This window comes from Olsenella absiana, assembly GCF_036408855.1.
Classification (GTDB): domain Bacteria; phylum Actinomycetota; class Coriobacteriia; order Coriobacteriales; family Atopobiaceae; genus Olsenella_K; species Olsenella_K absiana.
The window spans coordinates 349,920-364,646 of record NZ_JAZGJQ010000001.1; the positions used below are offsets into that span (position 1 = coordinate 349,920).

A 14,727-nucleotide genomic window follows, 5' to 3' on the forward strand; every position below is an offset into this window, starting at 1 on the left:
GATGGACAACCTCTTCAGCGGCATCGAGCGCCGCAGGCGCATGGCCGCGGCTCCGCTCGCAGCGCGCATGCGGCCCGAGACCCTCGACGAGTACGTGGGGCAGGGGCAGGCCGTGGGCGAGGGATCCTGGCTCAGGCGCGCCATCGAGCACGACACCCTCTCCTCGGTCATCCTCTACGGGCCTGCAGGCACCGGCAAGACGACCCTCGCCCACGTCATCGCCAACTCCACCCACGCCGAGTTCGTCGAGGTGTCGGCCGTCACGGGCACGGTCAAGGACCTCCGCCGCGAGATCGAGGCCGCCGAGGGCAGGCTCCTTTCGAGCGGGCAGCGCACGATCCTGTTCGTGGATGAGATCCACCGCTTCAACCGCTCCCAGCAGGACGCCCTCCTGCACGCCGTGGAGGACAGGACCGTCATCCTCGTCGGCGCGACGACCGAGAACCCCTATTTCGAGGTCAACTCCGCCCTCATCAGCCGCTCCAGGGTCGTGGAGCTCGCCCCGCTCGACGACGACTCGATACGCTCGATCGTGCGCCACGCCGTCGAGAGCCCCAAGGGGCTCGGCGGCGCCTTCCGCCTCGCCGACGACGCCCTCGAGGAGATCGTGACCCTCGCCGGCGGGGACGGACGCGCCGCCCTCACCTCCCTCGAGCTCGCGAGCCAGATGGCCGAGCCGCCCGAGGGCCCCCGGCCCACCCCGGAGGCGCCCGCGACCATCACGCCCGAGAACGTCCTCGAGGCGAACCCCCGCCACGGGCTCGCCTACGACAAGGACGGCGACATGCACTACGACGTCATCAGCGCCTTCATCAAGTCCATGCGGGGCTCGGACCCCGACGCCGTCCTCTACTGGCTCGCGCGCATGGTCGACGCGGGCGAGGACCCCAAGTTCATCGCCCGCAGGATCATGATCCAGGCGTCGGAGGACGTGGGCAACGCCGACCCCCAGGCCCTGCTCGTCGCCGAGGCCGCATTCAGGTCCGCCGAGGTCATCGGCTACCCCGAGTGCCGCATCAACCTCGCCCAGGCGGCTCTCTACGTGGCGCTCGCGCCCAAGTCCAACGCGGCGGAGGCGGGCATCGACGCCGCCCTCGCCGAGGTGCGCCACGGTCCCAGGCGCGAGGTCCCCAACCACCTGCGCGACCGGCACCGCCCGGGGTCGGACGCCTACGGCCCCTACCTCTACCCGCACGATTACCCGAGCGGGTGGGTGGAGCAGGACTACCTGCCCGAGGGCCTCTCGCGGGGCGCCTTCTTCCGCCCGAGCCCGCGCGGCTGGGAGGCCTGGCGCATCGAGGCGACCTCCCGCGACCGCGCCGAGGGCGCGCGTCCGAGCGGAGGCTCCGCGGCGCCGGGGCAAGGCAGATAGCCGGCCGCCCTTTGGGTAGAATGGGAGCGTTGGCAGTCCGGACTCGGGCGAGGGGTCTCGCTTGTGGGAGAGAGGGCAGACATGGACGTCCTTCACGTTGTTCTCGTCGTTCTGGTAGCGGTCGCCATCTGGGCGGTGGTGGAGCTGGCGCTGACCATCCGCCGCGCCCGCAGCTCGGTGGAGGAGGTCGCGCGCTCCGCCAACGAGGCGATCGCGCAGGTGCAGCCCATCATCAGCAAGGCGGACGGCATGGTCGACGACCTGGAGCCGGCCGTAAAGCAGGTGCAGCCCCTGATCGAGCGCGCCAACACGGCCGTCGACGTCGCCACGGTCGACCTCGCGTCCCTGAACGACATCCTGAAGGACGTCTCCGAGGTGAGCGGGACTGCCTCCAGCGTGACGGCCACGGTCAACCGCGTTGCCGACAGCGCCGCCAACGGCGTGGCCAACGCCATCGGTAAGATCACGGGCAAGCCCCAGCGCGCCGGCGCACGCCTGGCCGAGGGCGCGGCAGGCGAAGGCGCCACCGAGGCCCCCGAGTCCGCGCCCGAGGCGCCGGAGGCCACCGAGAGGGCCTACGTGACGTATGGCCCCACGCGCGCCGAGGGCGCGCCCGACGGGTCCCACGAGGGGGAGTAGGGAATGGAACAGCAGCTCACAGAGGACAAGACGGTCAGGCTGACCCTGCCGGCCGAGGCGGGCTTCGCACGCTCCGTGCGCATGATGGCGGCCAACCTGGCGGTCGTGCGCGGGATGAGCGTCGACGACGTGGAGGACGTGCGCATGGCGGCCGAGGAGGGCTTCGTCTTCTCCTGCGCCACCTGCCCCGCGGCCTGCGACATCTCCTTTGCCCTGACGGGCGAGGGCATCTCCATGGACTTCTCGCTCGGCGAGGGCTCCTGCGAGGAGTCCGAGGACCAGGCCGAGTCGCTCGACCTGGCCGAGCTCCTGCTCTCCGCCGTATGCGACTCCTTCGAGGTCACGCCCGACGGGAGGCGCCTGCACGTGGAGAAGAGATTGGACGCAGCGCATGCCGAGTAAGCTGAGCGCCCCGCAGTCAAGGAGGGAGCTCAGGAGGGGGTCGCGCGGCAAGCTGGCCTGGGACAAGGACCGCACCCGCGAGCTCTTCCGTCGCTACAAGGAGGAGGGCGACGAGCAGGCGCGCGAGCAGCTCATCGTCAACCACCTCAACCTCGTGCGCTTCCTCGCATCCAAGTTCAAGAACAGGGGGGAGTCCCTCGAGGACCTCATCCAGGTCGGCACCATCGGCCTGATCAAGGCCATCGACCGCTTCGACCCCTCCCGCGGGCTCGAGTTCACGACCTACGCCACGCCCACCATCATGGGCGAGATCAAGCGCCACTTCCGCGACAAGGGCTGGTCGGTGCGCGTCCCGCGCCGGCTCCAGGAGCTCTCCGCGAAGGTCAACCAGGCCACCGACGAGCTGACCAACGAGCTTCAGCGCTCGCCCTCGGTCGAGGAGATCGCGGAGCACGTCGGGGCGAGCGTCGACGAGGTGCTGGAGGCAATGGAGTCGTCGAGCGCCTACAGCTCGGTCCCGCTCGAGGGCGGGGGCACGGACGACGAGGACGCCCCGGCCGTGATCGACCGCTACGCGACGGTCGACCAGGACCTGGCCGCCTCGGACGACCGCATCGTGCTGGAGGACGCCATCAAGGACTTCTCCCCGCGCGAGCAGGAGGTCATCAAGATGCGCTTCATCGACGGCCTCACCCAGGTGGAGATCGCCGACCGCCTGGGCATCTCGCAGGTGCAGGTCTCGAGGCTCCTGCGCCGCACCCTCAAGAAGGTGCAGGAGAAGATCGACCCGGAGGGCACCTACCGCTAGGCGCGGGCCCGCCGGGCCCCACCTGGCCCGCCGGGCCCCGCGCCGCGCCCCGCGCCTCTTGTGGAGCTGCTGCGACACGGCATCCGTGCTGGTACAATCGACTGCCGTAGCTTTTTTGCGCGAAGGGAGCGGCAGACGGGCGAGGACGGACGCATGGGCGCAGGCGACAGTGTGCGCGAGGGGCGAGGCGGGCTCGACGCTGAGACGTGGAGGCGTCGCGCGCTCGCCGTGTGGACGGTGGTCGGCTGCTGCGTCGTCTGCGCGCTGGCCGTGCGCGTCCTGGGGCTCGTGTGGCCGGCGGTCGAGCTCGTCGTCGTGGGCGTCGTCATCGGCTTCATCTGCAGCCCCATCACCAACGCGCTCGAGCGCCACGGCGTGCCCCGCGCGGCGGGCGCCCTCGTCGCCCTCGTCGTGGTGGTCGCCGTCGTCGTCGCCTTCCTCGCCCTGTTCCTCCCGCCCTTCCTCCAGCAGACCGTGGAGCTTCTCGCCCACGTGCCCGCCTACCTCGAGCAGGTGCAGGACGCCCTCGGCCGCTTCTGGGCGCAGTTCGGCTCGGAGGACACCGAGGGGCTGCAGAGCATGGTCGACCAGGCCGTGGGGGTCGTGTCCGCCCACGGGATGGACCTCGCCTCCAACGCGATGGACCAGCTGACGAGCGGCCTCGTCGGGCGGCTGACCTCGAGCGTGGGCTTCCTCGGCACGCTCTTCCTCGGCCTCGTCGTGGGCTACTGGCTCGCGAAGGACTACCCCGTGATGGCCCACGAGATGGCGGTCGTTTCCGGTCCCAGGCACGAGCGCAGCCTCACGGTCATGCTCGCGGTCCTGAGCCGCTCCATGGGCGGCTACATGCGCAGCATCCTGTTCACCTCGCTCATCTGCGGGGGGCTGTCCTTCCTCGGCCTCGCCGCGGTGGGCCACCCCTACGCAGGCCTCATGGGCATCGTCATCGGCATCTTCCACTTCGTCCCGGTGATCGGCGCCTGGGTCTCGGCGGCCATGGCGACGCTGCTCGCGCTCTTCGTGAGCCCGCTGCTCGCCGTCGAGACCGTGGCCATCACCGTCGTCGCCATGAACGTGACGGACAACGTCATATCGCCGCTCGTCATGCGCTCGGCCGTGAACGTCCACCCGGCGCTCTCGCTTCTCGGCATCGTGCTCGGCAACGCCCTCGGCGGCGTCTTCGGGATGGTGCTCGCCATCCCCCTGACAGCCGCCATCCGCTCCGTGTTCGTTTACTACTTCGAGCAGAGGAGCGGCCGCCAGCTCGTCTCCTACGACGGCGCGCTCTTCCGCTCAACCCCCTTCCGCGGCGAGGACGGCTCGGTCGAGCCGGCCTTCGACGCCCTCGACGACGACAAGTTCTTCGAGGACACCCTCCTCGTCCGCCCGGAGTCTGCCCCGCTGGTCGAGCCGGCGAAGCGCCCGGCGGGCGTCAGGATGTCGCTCAGAGACGAGATCTCGCATCGGATTAGATATGGAATCGCCGCAGCTCCGGGCAAGAATCGCGCGAAGGGGGAGGCGGAAGGCGCTCGGAGCGCTAGTATCGATAGGGCACGTGGGGCGGACCCGGCAGGGGACACGCCGTCCCAGAAGGATGCGACCACGCCCCACCCCGGGGGCACGAGCGATAGAGGAGACCAATGAGCACGCCCGACTACAAGACCATGACCACCGCAGAGATCAGGGAGGACTTCCTCAAGTTCTTCGAGGGCAAGGGCTGCAAGCTCTACCCGTCCTCCTCGCTCGTCCCCGACGACCCGTCACTGCTCCTCACCAACGCCGGCATGAACCAGTTCAAGGAGTACTACCAGGGCTCCAAGACCATGCGCGAGATCGGCGCCACCTCCTGCCAGAAGTGCCTGCGCACCAACGACATCGACAACATCGGCGACTCGCGCCACCTCTCGTTCTTCGAGATGCTCGGCAACTTCTCCTTCGGCGGCTACTCCAAGGCAGACGCCATAGCCTGGGCCTTCGAGTTCATGACCAGCCCCGAGCACCTGGGCCTGCCCGTCGACAGGCTCTACATGACCGTCTTCGAGGACGACGACGAGGCCATCGAGCTGTGGCACGCCCAGGGCGTCGGCTACGACCACATCTCCCGCCTCGGCGCAGAGGACAACTTCTGGGCCGCCGGCCCGACCGGCCCCTGCGGCCCCTGCTCCGAGATCTACTTCGACCAGGGCCCGGAGTTCGAGGGCGAGAAGCCGGGCGACGACGGCGACCGCTTCCTCGAGTTCTGGAACCTCGTCTTCACCCAGTACGACCGCCAGGAGGACGGCTCTCTGCCGGACCTGCCGCACCGCAACATCGACACCGGCATGGGCCTCGAGCGCATGGCCGCCATCATGCAGCACGAGGGCTCCAACTACGAGGGCGACGTCCTGCGCACCCTCATCAGCCTCGGCGAGAACCTCGCGCACGTCGCCTACCACGCAGACGAGCGCACGGACAAGAGCCTGCGCATCGTGGCTGACCACTCGCGCGCGGTAACCTTCATGATCGCCGACGGCATCCTGCCCTCCAACGAGGGCCGCGGCTACGTCCTGCGCCGCCTGCTGCGCCGCGCCGTCTACCACGGCCGCCTCATGGGCATCGAGGGCGCCTTCCTCACCACCTACGCGCACGAGGTCACGAGGCTCATGGGCGACGTCTACCCCGAGCTCACGGAGAACGCCGCGCTCGTCGACGGCATCGTCTCGGCCGAGGAGGGCCGCTTCACGCAGACGCTCGACGCGGGCGAGGAGAGCCTCAAGGCCGAGCTCTCCGCCCTCGGCGAGGGCGAGGCGCTGCCTGGCGCCACGGCCTTCAAGCTCCACGACACCTATGGCTTCCCCATCGACCTCACCCGCGAGATCGCCGAGGCCGCGGGACACGGCGTCGACATGGCCGCCTTCGACGCCGCCATGGACGAGCAGCGCGAGCGCGCCCGTAGGAGCGCCAACCGCGACGCCTGGGGCTCCTTCAACGACGTCTGGACCCAGCTCAACGACAGGCTCCCCGAGACCGAGTTCAAGGGCTACGAGCGCGACCGCGCGCGCGGCTGCAAGGTCCTGGCCATCGTCAAGGACGGCCAGGAGGTCGACCACGTGAAGCAGGGCGACGAGGTGGAGATCGTCCTCGACAAGACGTCCTTCTACGGCGAGATGGGCGGCCAGGTGGGCGACACCGGCACGGTCGAGACCCTCTCCGGCGTCTGCCGCGTGCGTGACACCAAGCACCACGAGAACCTCGTGGCGCACGTCGGGGTCATGGAGACCGGCGAGATGCTGCTCGGCGAGATCGCGACCGCGACCGTCGACCACGGCCGCCGCGAGCTCGTCCGTCGCAACCACACCGCGACCCACCTGCTCGACGCCGCACTCAAGAGGGTCCTGGGCGACCACGTAAGCCAGGCGGGCTCCCTCGTCGCGCCCGACAGGCTGCGCTTCGACTTCACGCACTTCGAGGCGATGACCGCAGACGAGATCGCGCGCGTCGAGGGCATGGTCAACGCCGAGATCTTCGCCGCCAAGCCCGTCGTCACGGTGGAGTGCGGCATCGACGAGGCGAAGGAGATGGGCGCGACCGCCCTGTTCGGCGAGAAGTACGGCGACGTCGTACGCGTCGTCTCGGTCGGCGAGGAGGCGCTCCCCTTCAGCCGCGAGTTCTGCGGCGGCACCCACGTCAGGAACACCGCCGAGATCGGCCTCTTCAAGATCGTCTCGGAGGGGTCGGTCGGCTCCAACGCCCGCCGCATCGAGGCCGTGACCTCCATGGGCGCCATCGAGTACCTCGACGAGCGCCTGGCGCAGATGGACGAGGTCGCCTCCGAGCTCAAGTGCCGCCCGGTCGACGTCGCCGCCCGCGTGCGCCAGCTCCAGGAGGAGCTCAAGGAGGCCCAGAGGAAGGCTGAGGCGGCCCTCACCGGCGGCTCCTCCAACGCCGTCGCGGACGCCGTGGCCTCCGCGACCGACCTCGGCGCCTACAGGCTCGTCGTCGCCCGCGTGGACGGCCTCGGCGGCAAGGAGCTGCGCAACGTCTGGGACACGGTGCGCGAGCAGCTCGGTGCACCCTGCGCCTGCGTCGTCGCATCGGCGAAGGACGACAAGGTGTCGCTGCTCGCCGCCGGCACCGACGAGGCGGTCGCCTCCGGCTTCGACGCCGGCAAGGTGGTCTCCGGCATCGCCGGCAAGGTCGGCGGCAGGGGAGGCGGCAGGCCGAACATGGCCCAGGCGGGCGGCAAGGACGCCTCCGGCATCGACGACGCCCTGGCCCTCGCGCGCCAGCTCGTCGAGGCGTAGCGCAGGTCGCGAGGGAACGAGGGGAGGGCGCATGCGGGTCGTCGCGCTGGACATAGGCCAGAAGCGGATCGGCGTCGCAGCGAGCGACGCCACGGGCACCATCGCGATGCCCGTGTGCGTCCTGCCCGCCTCGGAGGTCCTCGCGGGCGCACCGCGCTGGCGGCGGGTGCTCGAGGACTACGAGCCCGACGTCCTCGTCTGCGGCAAGCCGATGACGCTTCGGGGGGAGGAGGGCCCGCAGGCGCGCCGCGTCGTCCAGATCGCCAGGAAGGTCGCAGATAGCTGCGGTGTTCCTCTGGAGTTTGCCGACGAGCGGCTCTCCTCCGCCGAGGCGAAGCGTATATTGCACGAGGAGGGGATGAACGAGAAGTCGATGCGCGGCAAGGTCGACATGGTCGCCGCCTCCCTGTTCCTGCAGACCTGGCTCGACGCCAGGCGCTAACAAAGGATACGATCCATGCCCACACCCCAGGACCCTCGTCGCGAGGCGAGCCGGGGCTCCGACGGACAAGGCGGGAGGCCTCGCGCTCAGCGGGGCGTGACCCCGGCGAGGCAGCAGCGGAGCCGCGACGACATCCCCAGAGTAGAGCAAGAGCCGCCGAGAAGAGCCGCGCTGCCGCTCGCGCAGGGCGCAGACGGCACCGCCGCGGGGAGGGCGCGCCAGCAGGGCGGCTCCGCTCGGCCCACCGGCGCGCAGCAGCACGCGACCCAAGTCCAGCGCGGCCAGCAGGCACGCGCGCAGGCGCACGGGAAGGCCCCGGCGCACCAGTCCCCGCGGATAGCCGGCGCGCAGCCGAGGCACGCGGCGGGAAGGCACGCGGCCGCGCACGCGGCGCCCCAGGGGCAGAGGAGGCCCCAGCAGGGCGCGCATGCACAGCAGGGCGCTCACGCCCAGCGGGCTGGCGCCCGCGCCCAGGCTGCGAGGGCGGCCTCCACGCGAGCGCAGGTCGTGCGTCCGCAGCAGCGCGCGGCGAGGCCCGCGCCCGGCTCTACGGGTGTCTCCGAGCGGACGGCGCACGCGACGCGCCAGGCCCAGGGGCACCTGCGCGAGGGAGGGGCCCGCCACGCGAGCGAGAGGCGGGGCCACCCCGGCCGCACCGCGGCCATAGTCGCCCTTCTCGTCCTGTTCATCGGCGTCGCGGGGGGCTTCCTGTGGGTCAGGGTCGTATCGCCCCGCCTCGGCAGGACGCAGCCGACCGTCCAGGTGACGCCCGGGCAGGAGGTGACCGTCACCATCCCCGACGGGGCGGGCGGCTCCACGATCGTGCAGACGCTCATGGACGCCGGCGTCATCTCCGACTCCTCCGCCTTCCTCAAGGCGGTGCAGACCCAGAACGCCGACCAGAAGCTCAAGAGCGGCACCTACGTCTTCGTGACGGGCTCCGACCCGGCGAACGTGGTGAGCCAGCTCGTCATCGGCCCCAACTCCGGCCAGGGGACCGTCACGGTGGCCGAGGGCCTCACGCTCGACAAGACGGCCCAGCAGGTCGAGGCGTCGCTCGGCATCTCGCAGCAGGACTTCAAGGACCGGGCCAAGGTCGCCAACTACGCGTCCGACTACAGCTTCCTGCAGTCTGCCGACGAGGAGGGGCTCGAGGGCTACCTCTATCCCAAGACCTACGACATCTCGGGCAAGGACGCCACGTCGGACACGGTCATCAGAATGATGCTCGACCAGTACCAGTCCGAGGTCCTCGGCTCGGTCGACTTCGCAGCGGGCGAGGCGGCCATTGCGAGGCGCTACAACGGTTACCAGATGAGCGACTACCAGGTCATGGTGCTCGCGTCGATCATCGAGCGCGAGGCGCTCACGGACGACGACCGCGTCAAGATCGCCTCCGTCTTCTACAACCGGCTCGCGTCGGGGATGCCGCTGCAGAGCGACGCGACGATGGGGTACGTGACCGGCGGCGAGGTGACCGCGGACGACCTCAAGCAGGAGAGCCCGTACAACACCTACCTGAACACGGGGCTGCCGCCCACGCCGATCTGCACGCCGAGCCTCGCGTCGATCAAGGCGGCGCTGGCGCCCGCCGACACGAACTACTACTACTTCTGGATCACGCAGGACGAGCACGTCTTCTCGACCACCTACGAGGAGCACCTCGCCGCCATCGCGAACTCCGGCTCGAGCGCGCCGGGGGGCAACGGCAGCGCGGCCGAGAGCGAGTAGGCAGGCGCCGGCCCCAGGGCCAGCGGGACCCGTGCGACGGCCCCCGCACGTCACCGGCGGGGCGTTGGGTTAGAATCTGGGAGGTCAGCGAGCACGGGAGATTCTCAGACGGTGAACAACAACGGATACGTGACCCACGAAGGGTGCGACCACGTCTTCTTCGTGGGCTTCCTCGGGGCGGGCAAGTCCACGCTCGCGAGGAACCTCGGCCGGCTCTACCGCCGACGGTACGTGGACACGGACCGGCTCGCCGAGCGGCTGCTCAGGAAGACGGTCTCGGAGTGCTTCCACCAGGACGGCGAGGGGCGCTTCAGGGACGCGGAGACCGAGGTGCTGAGGCGCCTGCGCGACGAGCGCTCCCTTCTCGTCAGCTGCGGCGGGGGCATCGTCGAGCGCGAGGAGAACTGCCACCTCATGCACGAGATGGGCGCCGTGGTCTTCCTCAGGGGGAGCCTCCAGGACTCCGCGAGGCAGATCCAACACCCCGAGAAGCGCCCCGACTGGGGTTCGTCGGGCGAGACGCGCGCCCTCTTCGAGCACCGCATGCCGCTCTACGAGCGGACGGCGGACTACATCGTGGAGATAACCGGCAAGAGCTTCGAGCAGGTGGCGCAGGAAGCCGGCGCCCTGCTCTGGGAGGAGGGCCTTCTATGAGCGAGAGCGAGAGCGTGCAGAAGTGCTGGGTGTCGACCCCCGGCTCGTCGTGCGGCATCCGTTGGGGGGAGGGCGCACTCGACCAGGCGGGCAAGGTCTGCCGCGACGCGGTCGGCAGGCCGAAGCGCGCGCTGCTCGCGAGCGAGCCCGGCGCCGACGCGGACCTCACGGACTACCTCGGGAGGCTCCTCGTCGGCGAGGGGTTCGAGGTGACCCCCTACGAGGTCGCGGGGGAGGGGGCCTCCGTGCGCACGCTCGACGCCGCCCAGGGTGCCTTCGAGGCGCTCGCCCGCGCCGGCATGACGGCCGACGACGTCTGTCTCGCGGTGGGCGGCGCGGACTCCCTCTCGCTCATGTCCCACGCCTGCTCCCTCTGGGCCCAGGGCACGCCCCTGGTCGTCGTGCCTACCGACGAGGAGGCCCTGCTCAGGGCCTGCACGACCCCCCGGGGGCTCGACGTGGGCGGGGCGCGGCAGATGGTCGCCGTGCGCGCCTGCGCCAAGAACGCCGTCTGCGAGCCGTCCGTCATGGTGCACGGCCTGGGCTCGGAGGGCTCGAGGATGGCCCGCGCCCTCATGGTCGCGACGGCGGTCAGCCAGTCGGAGAAGGAGTTCTCCGCCCTCTGGGACAGGGCGGAGCAGGTCATGTCGGGCGACCCCGTGCTCTTCTGCGGTCAGCTCGCGGAGACGGCGAAGGGGAGAGGCCACATCGTCTCCTCCACCTCCATCGCGATCCGCGAGAGCGCCCGTTACGGGGAGGACATTGCGGCGGCGCTCGCGACCCTGGTCGCCGGCGTCGCACCCTCCACCCTCGTGGCCGAGGGGATGCGCTTCGCCGCGCGCCTCTCGGTGGGCCTCGGCAAGCTCTCGGTGGATGACATGCTCGCCCAGGACGAGCTCCTCGAGGCGCTGGGGTTGCCCGCCCTCGCCTGCGAGGTGGACCCCGCTGCCCTGCGCGCGGCGCTCAGGGCGGAGCGGTTCTCGAGGACCAACCGCTTCATGCTCCTCGTACCGGAGGCGCTGGGCCGCGTGCGGCTCGCCAACCTCGACGACGAGCTTTTGCGCGAGCACACCGAGGCCTGGTGCGCGGCGCACGCCCCCCAGGCGGAGTGAACGTTCCCACGTAAGGAAGGACGAAGAACATGGCAGACGCAAGGGCGACCGCGGGGCGCGTGGAGCGCCTCCGCTCCATCATGCGCGAGCGCGGCTACGACGCCGCGATCCTGAGGAACAACCCCGACCTGCGCTGGCTCACCGGCGCGGAGCGGACCTTCGACGACGAGGACGCCCACACCGCCCTCGTCACGGCGGACGGGCTCTGGCTCCACACGGACTCCCGCTACTTCAACACCTTCAGGGAGCGCCTGGGGGAGGGCAGCGCCTGGCGGATCGACATGGACGACGTGACCCCCGCGCGCTGGGCGGCGCGGCGGGTGGGCGAGACCGGCGCGCGCATGGTCGCCGTCGAGGACACCCTGACGCTCGCCTTCTTCGAGGCCTTCGAGCGCGAGCTCGCCGCGGCCTCCCTCGCCTGCCTCCTCCCGCGCCTCCACGGCGACGTCGAGCGCCTGAGGATCGTGAAGGACGACGAGGAGGTCGAGCTCATGCGCCACGCGCAGTCGATCACCGACGCCGCCTTCGAGCACATATGCGGCTACATCAAGGCCGGCATGACCGAGATGCAGATCAAGAGGGAGCTCGAGGGGTTCATGTTCGACCACGGCGCAGACGGCCTCGCCTTCGACACCATCGTCGCGGCGGGCCCGGACGGCGCCAACCCCCACGCCCAGCCGGGTGCCTACGTGGTCAGGGAGGGCGACTTCGTGACCATGGACTTCGGCGCGAGCTATCGCGACTATCGCTCGGACATGACGAGGACGGTCGCCGTGGGCGAGCCGACCGAGGAGATGCGCCACGTCTACGACGTCGTGCTCGCCGCGAACGAGGCGGTGCGCCGCGAGGCCAGGCCCGGCCAGCCCGGCCGGCAGATGCACGAGCTCGCCGTCCGCATCATCTCCGAGGCGGGCTACGGCGACTACTTCAAGCACGGCCTCGGCCACGGCGTGGGCATCCAGATCCACGAGATGCCGCGCTACAGCGCGACGTACGACGGCGAGGTGCCGGTGGGCTCCGTCATCACGGACGAGCCGGGAATCTACCTGCCCGGCCGGTTCGGCGTGCGCATCGAGGACTTCGGCGTGATGCGCGAGGACGGCTACCACGTCTTCACGCAGTCGCCCCACGAGCTGCAGGTGGTGGGGTAGACCCACTCGGCGTCCGCGCCATCTCTCGTCCGCCCGCGCGAAACCCACCAGCTTACCAGAGCGCGTCCACTTGTCTAGACATGCTTCTCCATACGGTGTCCTTTGATGTGGGCCCAGCCATCCTAGGTGCGCAAACCGCAACCTTGGGGTCGCTGGGCCTTGTCACAAACGCTGTTTAGAATCTGTCGTATACTGCGTGAGTGGTGAATTTGTAGAGATAACGTGTTTCGGTTATGGAGCCTCTACGGTTCACAAGTTTCTGTCGGACGCAGAAGGTTAGCAAAGGAGGAAGTTGGATGGTCAGCATAGTTCTCGCCAGCCACGGCAGGTTCGCCGAGGGCATCAAGGAGTCGGGAAGCATGATCTTCGGTCCGCAGGAAGACGTGGCGGCCGTGGTCCTGACGCCTGACATGGGCCCCGACGACATGCACCAGAAGCTGCTTGACGCGATCTCCACCTTCTCGGACCAGGAGCACGTGCTGTTCCTGGTGGACCTGTGGGGAGGCACCCCCTTCAACCAGGTCTCCCGCCTCATCACGGAGGAGGGCCACAAGGACTGGGTCGCGATAACCGGCCTCAACCTGCCGATGCTCGTCTCGGCCTACGGGTCTCGCATGGGCGCCGACACTGCCGTCGCCGTCATGCAGGAGATCTTCGCCGACTCCAGGGGCGGCATCAAGGTCAAGCCCGAGGAGCTCGAGCCCGCGGAGGCCGCCACCGTGGCCGCCCCCGCGCCGGTCGCCGCGTCCGGCGCCGCCATCCCCGAGGGGACCGTCCTGGGCGACGGGCACATCAAGTACGCCTACGTCCGCATCGACACCCGCCTGCTCCATGGCCAGGTGGCGACCGCGTGGACCAAGCAGGTGCAGCCCGACCGCATCCTCGTCGTCTCCGACGGCGTCGCCCACGACGAGCTCCGCAAGAACATGATCATCCAAGCCGCGCCTCCCGGAGTCCACGTACACGTCATCCCCATCAGCAAGCTGGTCCAGGTCGACAAGGACCCCAGGTTCGGCGCAACCAAGGCGATGATCCTCTTCGAGAACCCGCAGGACCTCCTGCGCGCGGAGGAGGGCGGCGTCAAGTTTCCGGAGGTCTGCATCGGCTCCATGGCCGCCTCCCAGGGCAAGACCGTCATCAACCAGGCGATCGCCTGCGACGCCGACGACGTCAGGACGCTCAAGGCGATCCGCGACAACGGGACCCACTTCTACGTCCAGAAGGTGCCGTCCGACCACGTCGACGACATCTGGGCGCTTCTGAAGGCTAAGAACATGGCCTAAGGGCCAAGGAGAAAGAAGGAGGGAAACTCATGTCGCCAATCACCATCCTGCTCGTCTTCATCGTGTCGTTCCTGGCCGGCATGGAGGGCATCCTCGACGAATGGGAGTTCCACCAGCCGCTGGTGGCCTGCACGCTCATCGGCATCGTGACGGGCCACCCGACCGAGGGCATCATGCTCGGCGGCTCCCTGCAGATGATCGCCCTCGGCTGGGCCAACATCGGCGCGGCCGTCGCGCCCGACGCGGCCCTCGCCTCCGTCGCGTCCGCCATCCTCATGGCCCTCGCGCTCAACGGCAACCAGGACCCCACCAACGCGATCAGCACCTCGATCGCCCTGGCCATCCCGCTGTCCGTCGCCGGCCTCTTCCTCACGATGCTCTGCCGCACCATCGCCATCCCGATGGTCCACGCCATGGACGCCGCGGCCGAGCGCGCCGACTTCCGTGCCATCGAGGTCTGGCAGGTCCTCGCCATCTGCCTGCAGGGCATCCGCATCGCCATCCCCGCGACCGCGCTGTGCTTCATCCCCGTCGACGCCGTGACCGCGGTCCTGAGCGCCATGCCCGCTTGGCTGTCCGGCGGCATGCAGGTCGGCGGCGGCATGGTCGCTGCGGTCGGCTACGCCATGGTCATCAACATGATGGCCACCAAGGAGACCTGGCCGTTCTTCGCGCTCGGCTTCGTCCTCGCCGCCCTGTCCGGCCTCACGCTCATCGCCCTCGGCGTCATCGGCCTCTCCCTGGCCCTCATCTACCTCGGCCTCAAGGAGCTCGCCACGCAGAACGGCGGTGCCGCGGGCAGCGGCGACCCGCTCGGTGACATCCTGGACGACTACGAGTAGGAAGGGGA

General features: G+C 69.8%; 13 protein-coding genes. All 13 read left to right on the forward strand.

The genetic code is table 11. The features are described 5' to 3' along the window. Position 1: 1 nt before the first annotated feature. Positions 2-1,372, forward strand: coding sequence for a replication-associated recombination protein A (locus tag VXJ25_RS01435; RefSeq protein ID WP_330957428.1), 1,371 nt, complete (start codon positions 2-4; stop codon positions 1,370-1,372). Positions 1,373-1,435: 63 nt separating this feature from the next. Next, the gene (locus VXJ25_RS01440) at positions 1,436-2,011 is read left to right on the forward strand and encodes a hypothetical protein (protein WP_330957429.1); all 576 of its coding nucleotides are present in this window, start codon (positions 1,436-1,438) and stop codon (positions 2,009-2,011) included. A 3-nt stretch (positions 2,012-2,014) separates the two neighbouring features. Then, positions 2,015-2,413 carry an ATP-binding protein gene (locus tag VXJ25_RS01445; protein ID WP_330957430.1) on the forward strand — a complete coding sequence of 133 codons (399 nt, stop codon included), beginning with the start codon at positions 2,015-2,017 and terminating at the stop codon, positions 2,411-2,413. Next, a complete protein-coding gene (locus VXJ25_RS01450; RefSeq protein WP_330957431.1) occupies positions 2,403-3,221 on the forward strand; it encodes a SigB/SigF/SigG family RNA polymerase sigma factor in 819 nt (272 codons plus the stop codon). The genes VXJ25_RS01445 and VXJ25_RS01450 overlap by 11 nt, the downstream gene beginning before the upstream one ends. A gap of 153 nt (positions 3,222-3,374) precedes the next feature. Further along, entirely contained in the window at positions 3,375-4,865 is a 1,491-nt protein-coding gene (locus VXJ25_RS01455) for an AI-2E family transporter (protein WP_330957432.1), read from the forward strand. Beyond that, positions 4,862-7,504 (forward strand): alanine--tRNA ligase, encoded by a 2,643-nt coding sequence (gene alaS / locus VXJ25_RS01460; protein ID WP_330957433.1) that lies wholly within the window; start codon positions 4,862-4,864, stop codon positions 7,502-7,504. The genes VXJ25_RS01455 and alaS overlap by 4 nt, the downstream gene beginning before the upstream one ends. A gap of 31 nt (positions 7,505-7,535) precedes the next feature. Further along, positions 7,536-7,946 (forward strand): Holliday junction resolvase RuvX, encoded by a 411-nt coding sequence (ruvX, locus tag VXJ25_RS01465; protein ID WP_330957434.1) that lies wholly within the window; start codon positions 7,536-7,538, stop codon positions 7,944-7,946. A gap of 96 nt (positions 7,947-8,042) precedes the next feature. Then, the gene (gene mltG, locus VXJ25_RS01470) at positions 8,043-9,677 is read left to right on the forward strand and encodes an endolytic transglycosylase MltG (protein WP_330957435.1); all 1,635 of its coding nucleotides are present in this window, start codon (positions 8,043-8,045) and stop codon (positions 9,675-9,677) included. Between the two features lie 111 nt (positions 9,678-9,788). Next, complete coding sequence (locus tag VXJ25_RS01475) at positions 9,789-10,331, forward strand: shikimate kinase (RefSeq protein WP_330957436.1); 543 nt, start codon at positions 9,789-9,791, stop codon at positions 10,329-10,331. After that, entirely contained in the window at positions 10,328-11,443 is a 1,116-nt protein-coding gene (locus VXJ25_RS01480; RefSeq protein ID WP_330957437.1) for a 3-dehydroquinate synthase, read from the forward strand. Before VXJ25_RS01475 ends, VXJ25_RS01480 begins: the two co-directional genes overlap by 4 nt. A gap of 29 nt (positions 11,444-11,472) precedes the next feature. Continuing rightward, positions 11,473-12,594 (forward strand): M24 family metallopeptidase, encoded by a 1,122-nt coding sequence (locus tag VXJ25_RS01485; protein WP_330957438.1) that lies wholly within the window; start codon positions 11,473-11,475, stop codon positions 12,592-12,594. A 296-nt stretch (positions 12,595-12,890) separates the two neighbouring features. Then, entirely contained in the window at positions 12,891-13,877 is a 987-nt protein-coding gene (locus tag VXJ25_RS01490) for a PTS sugar transporter subunit IIB (RefSeq protein ID WP_330957439.1), read from the forward strand. Between the two features lie 29 nt (positions 13,878-13,906). Next, a complete protein-coding gene (locus VXJ25_RS01495) occupies positions 13,907-14,719 on the forward strand; it encodes a PTS mannose/fructose/sorbose transporter subunit IIC (protein WP_330957440.1) in 813 nt (270 codons plus the stop codon). Positions 14,720-14,727: the final 8 nt, after the last annotated feature.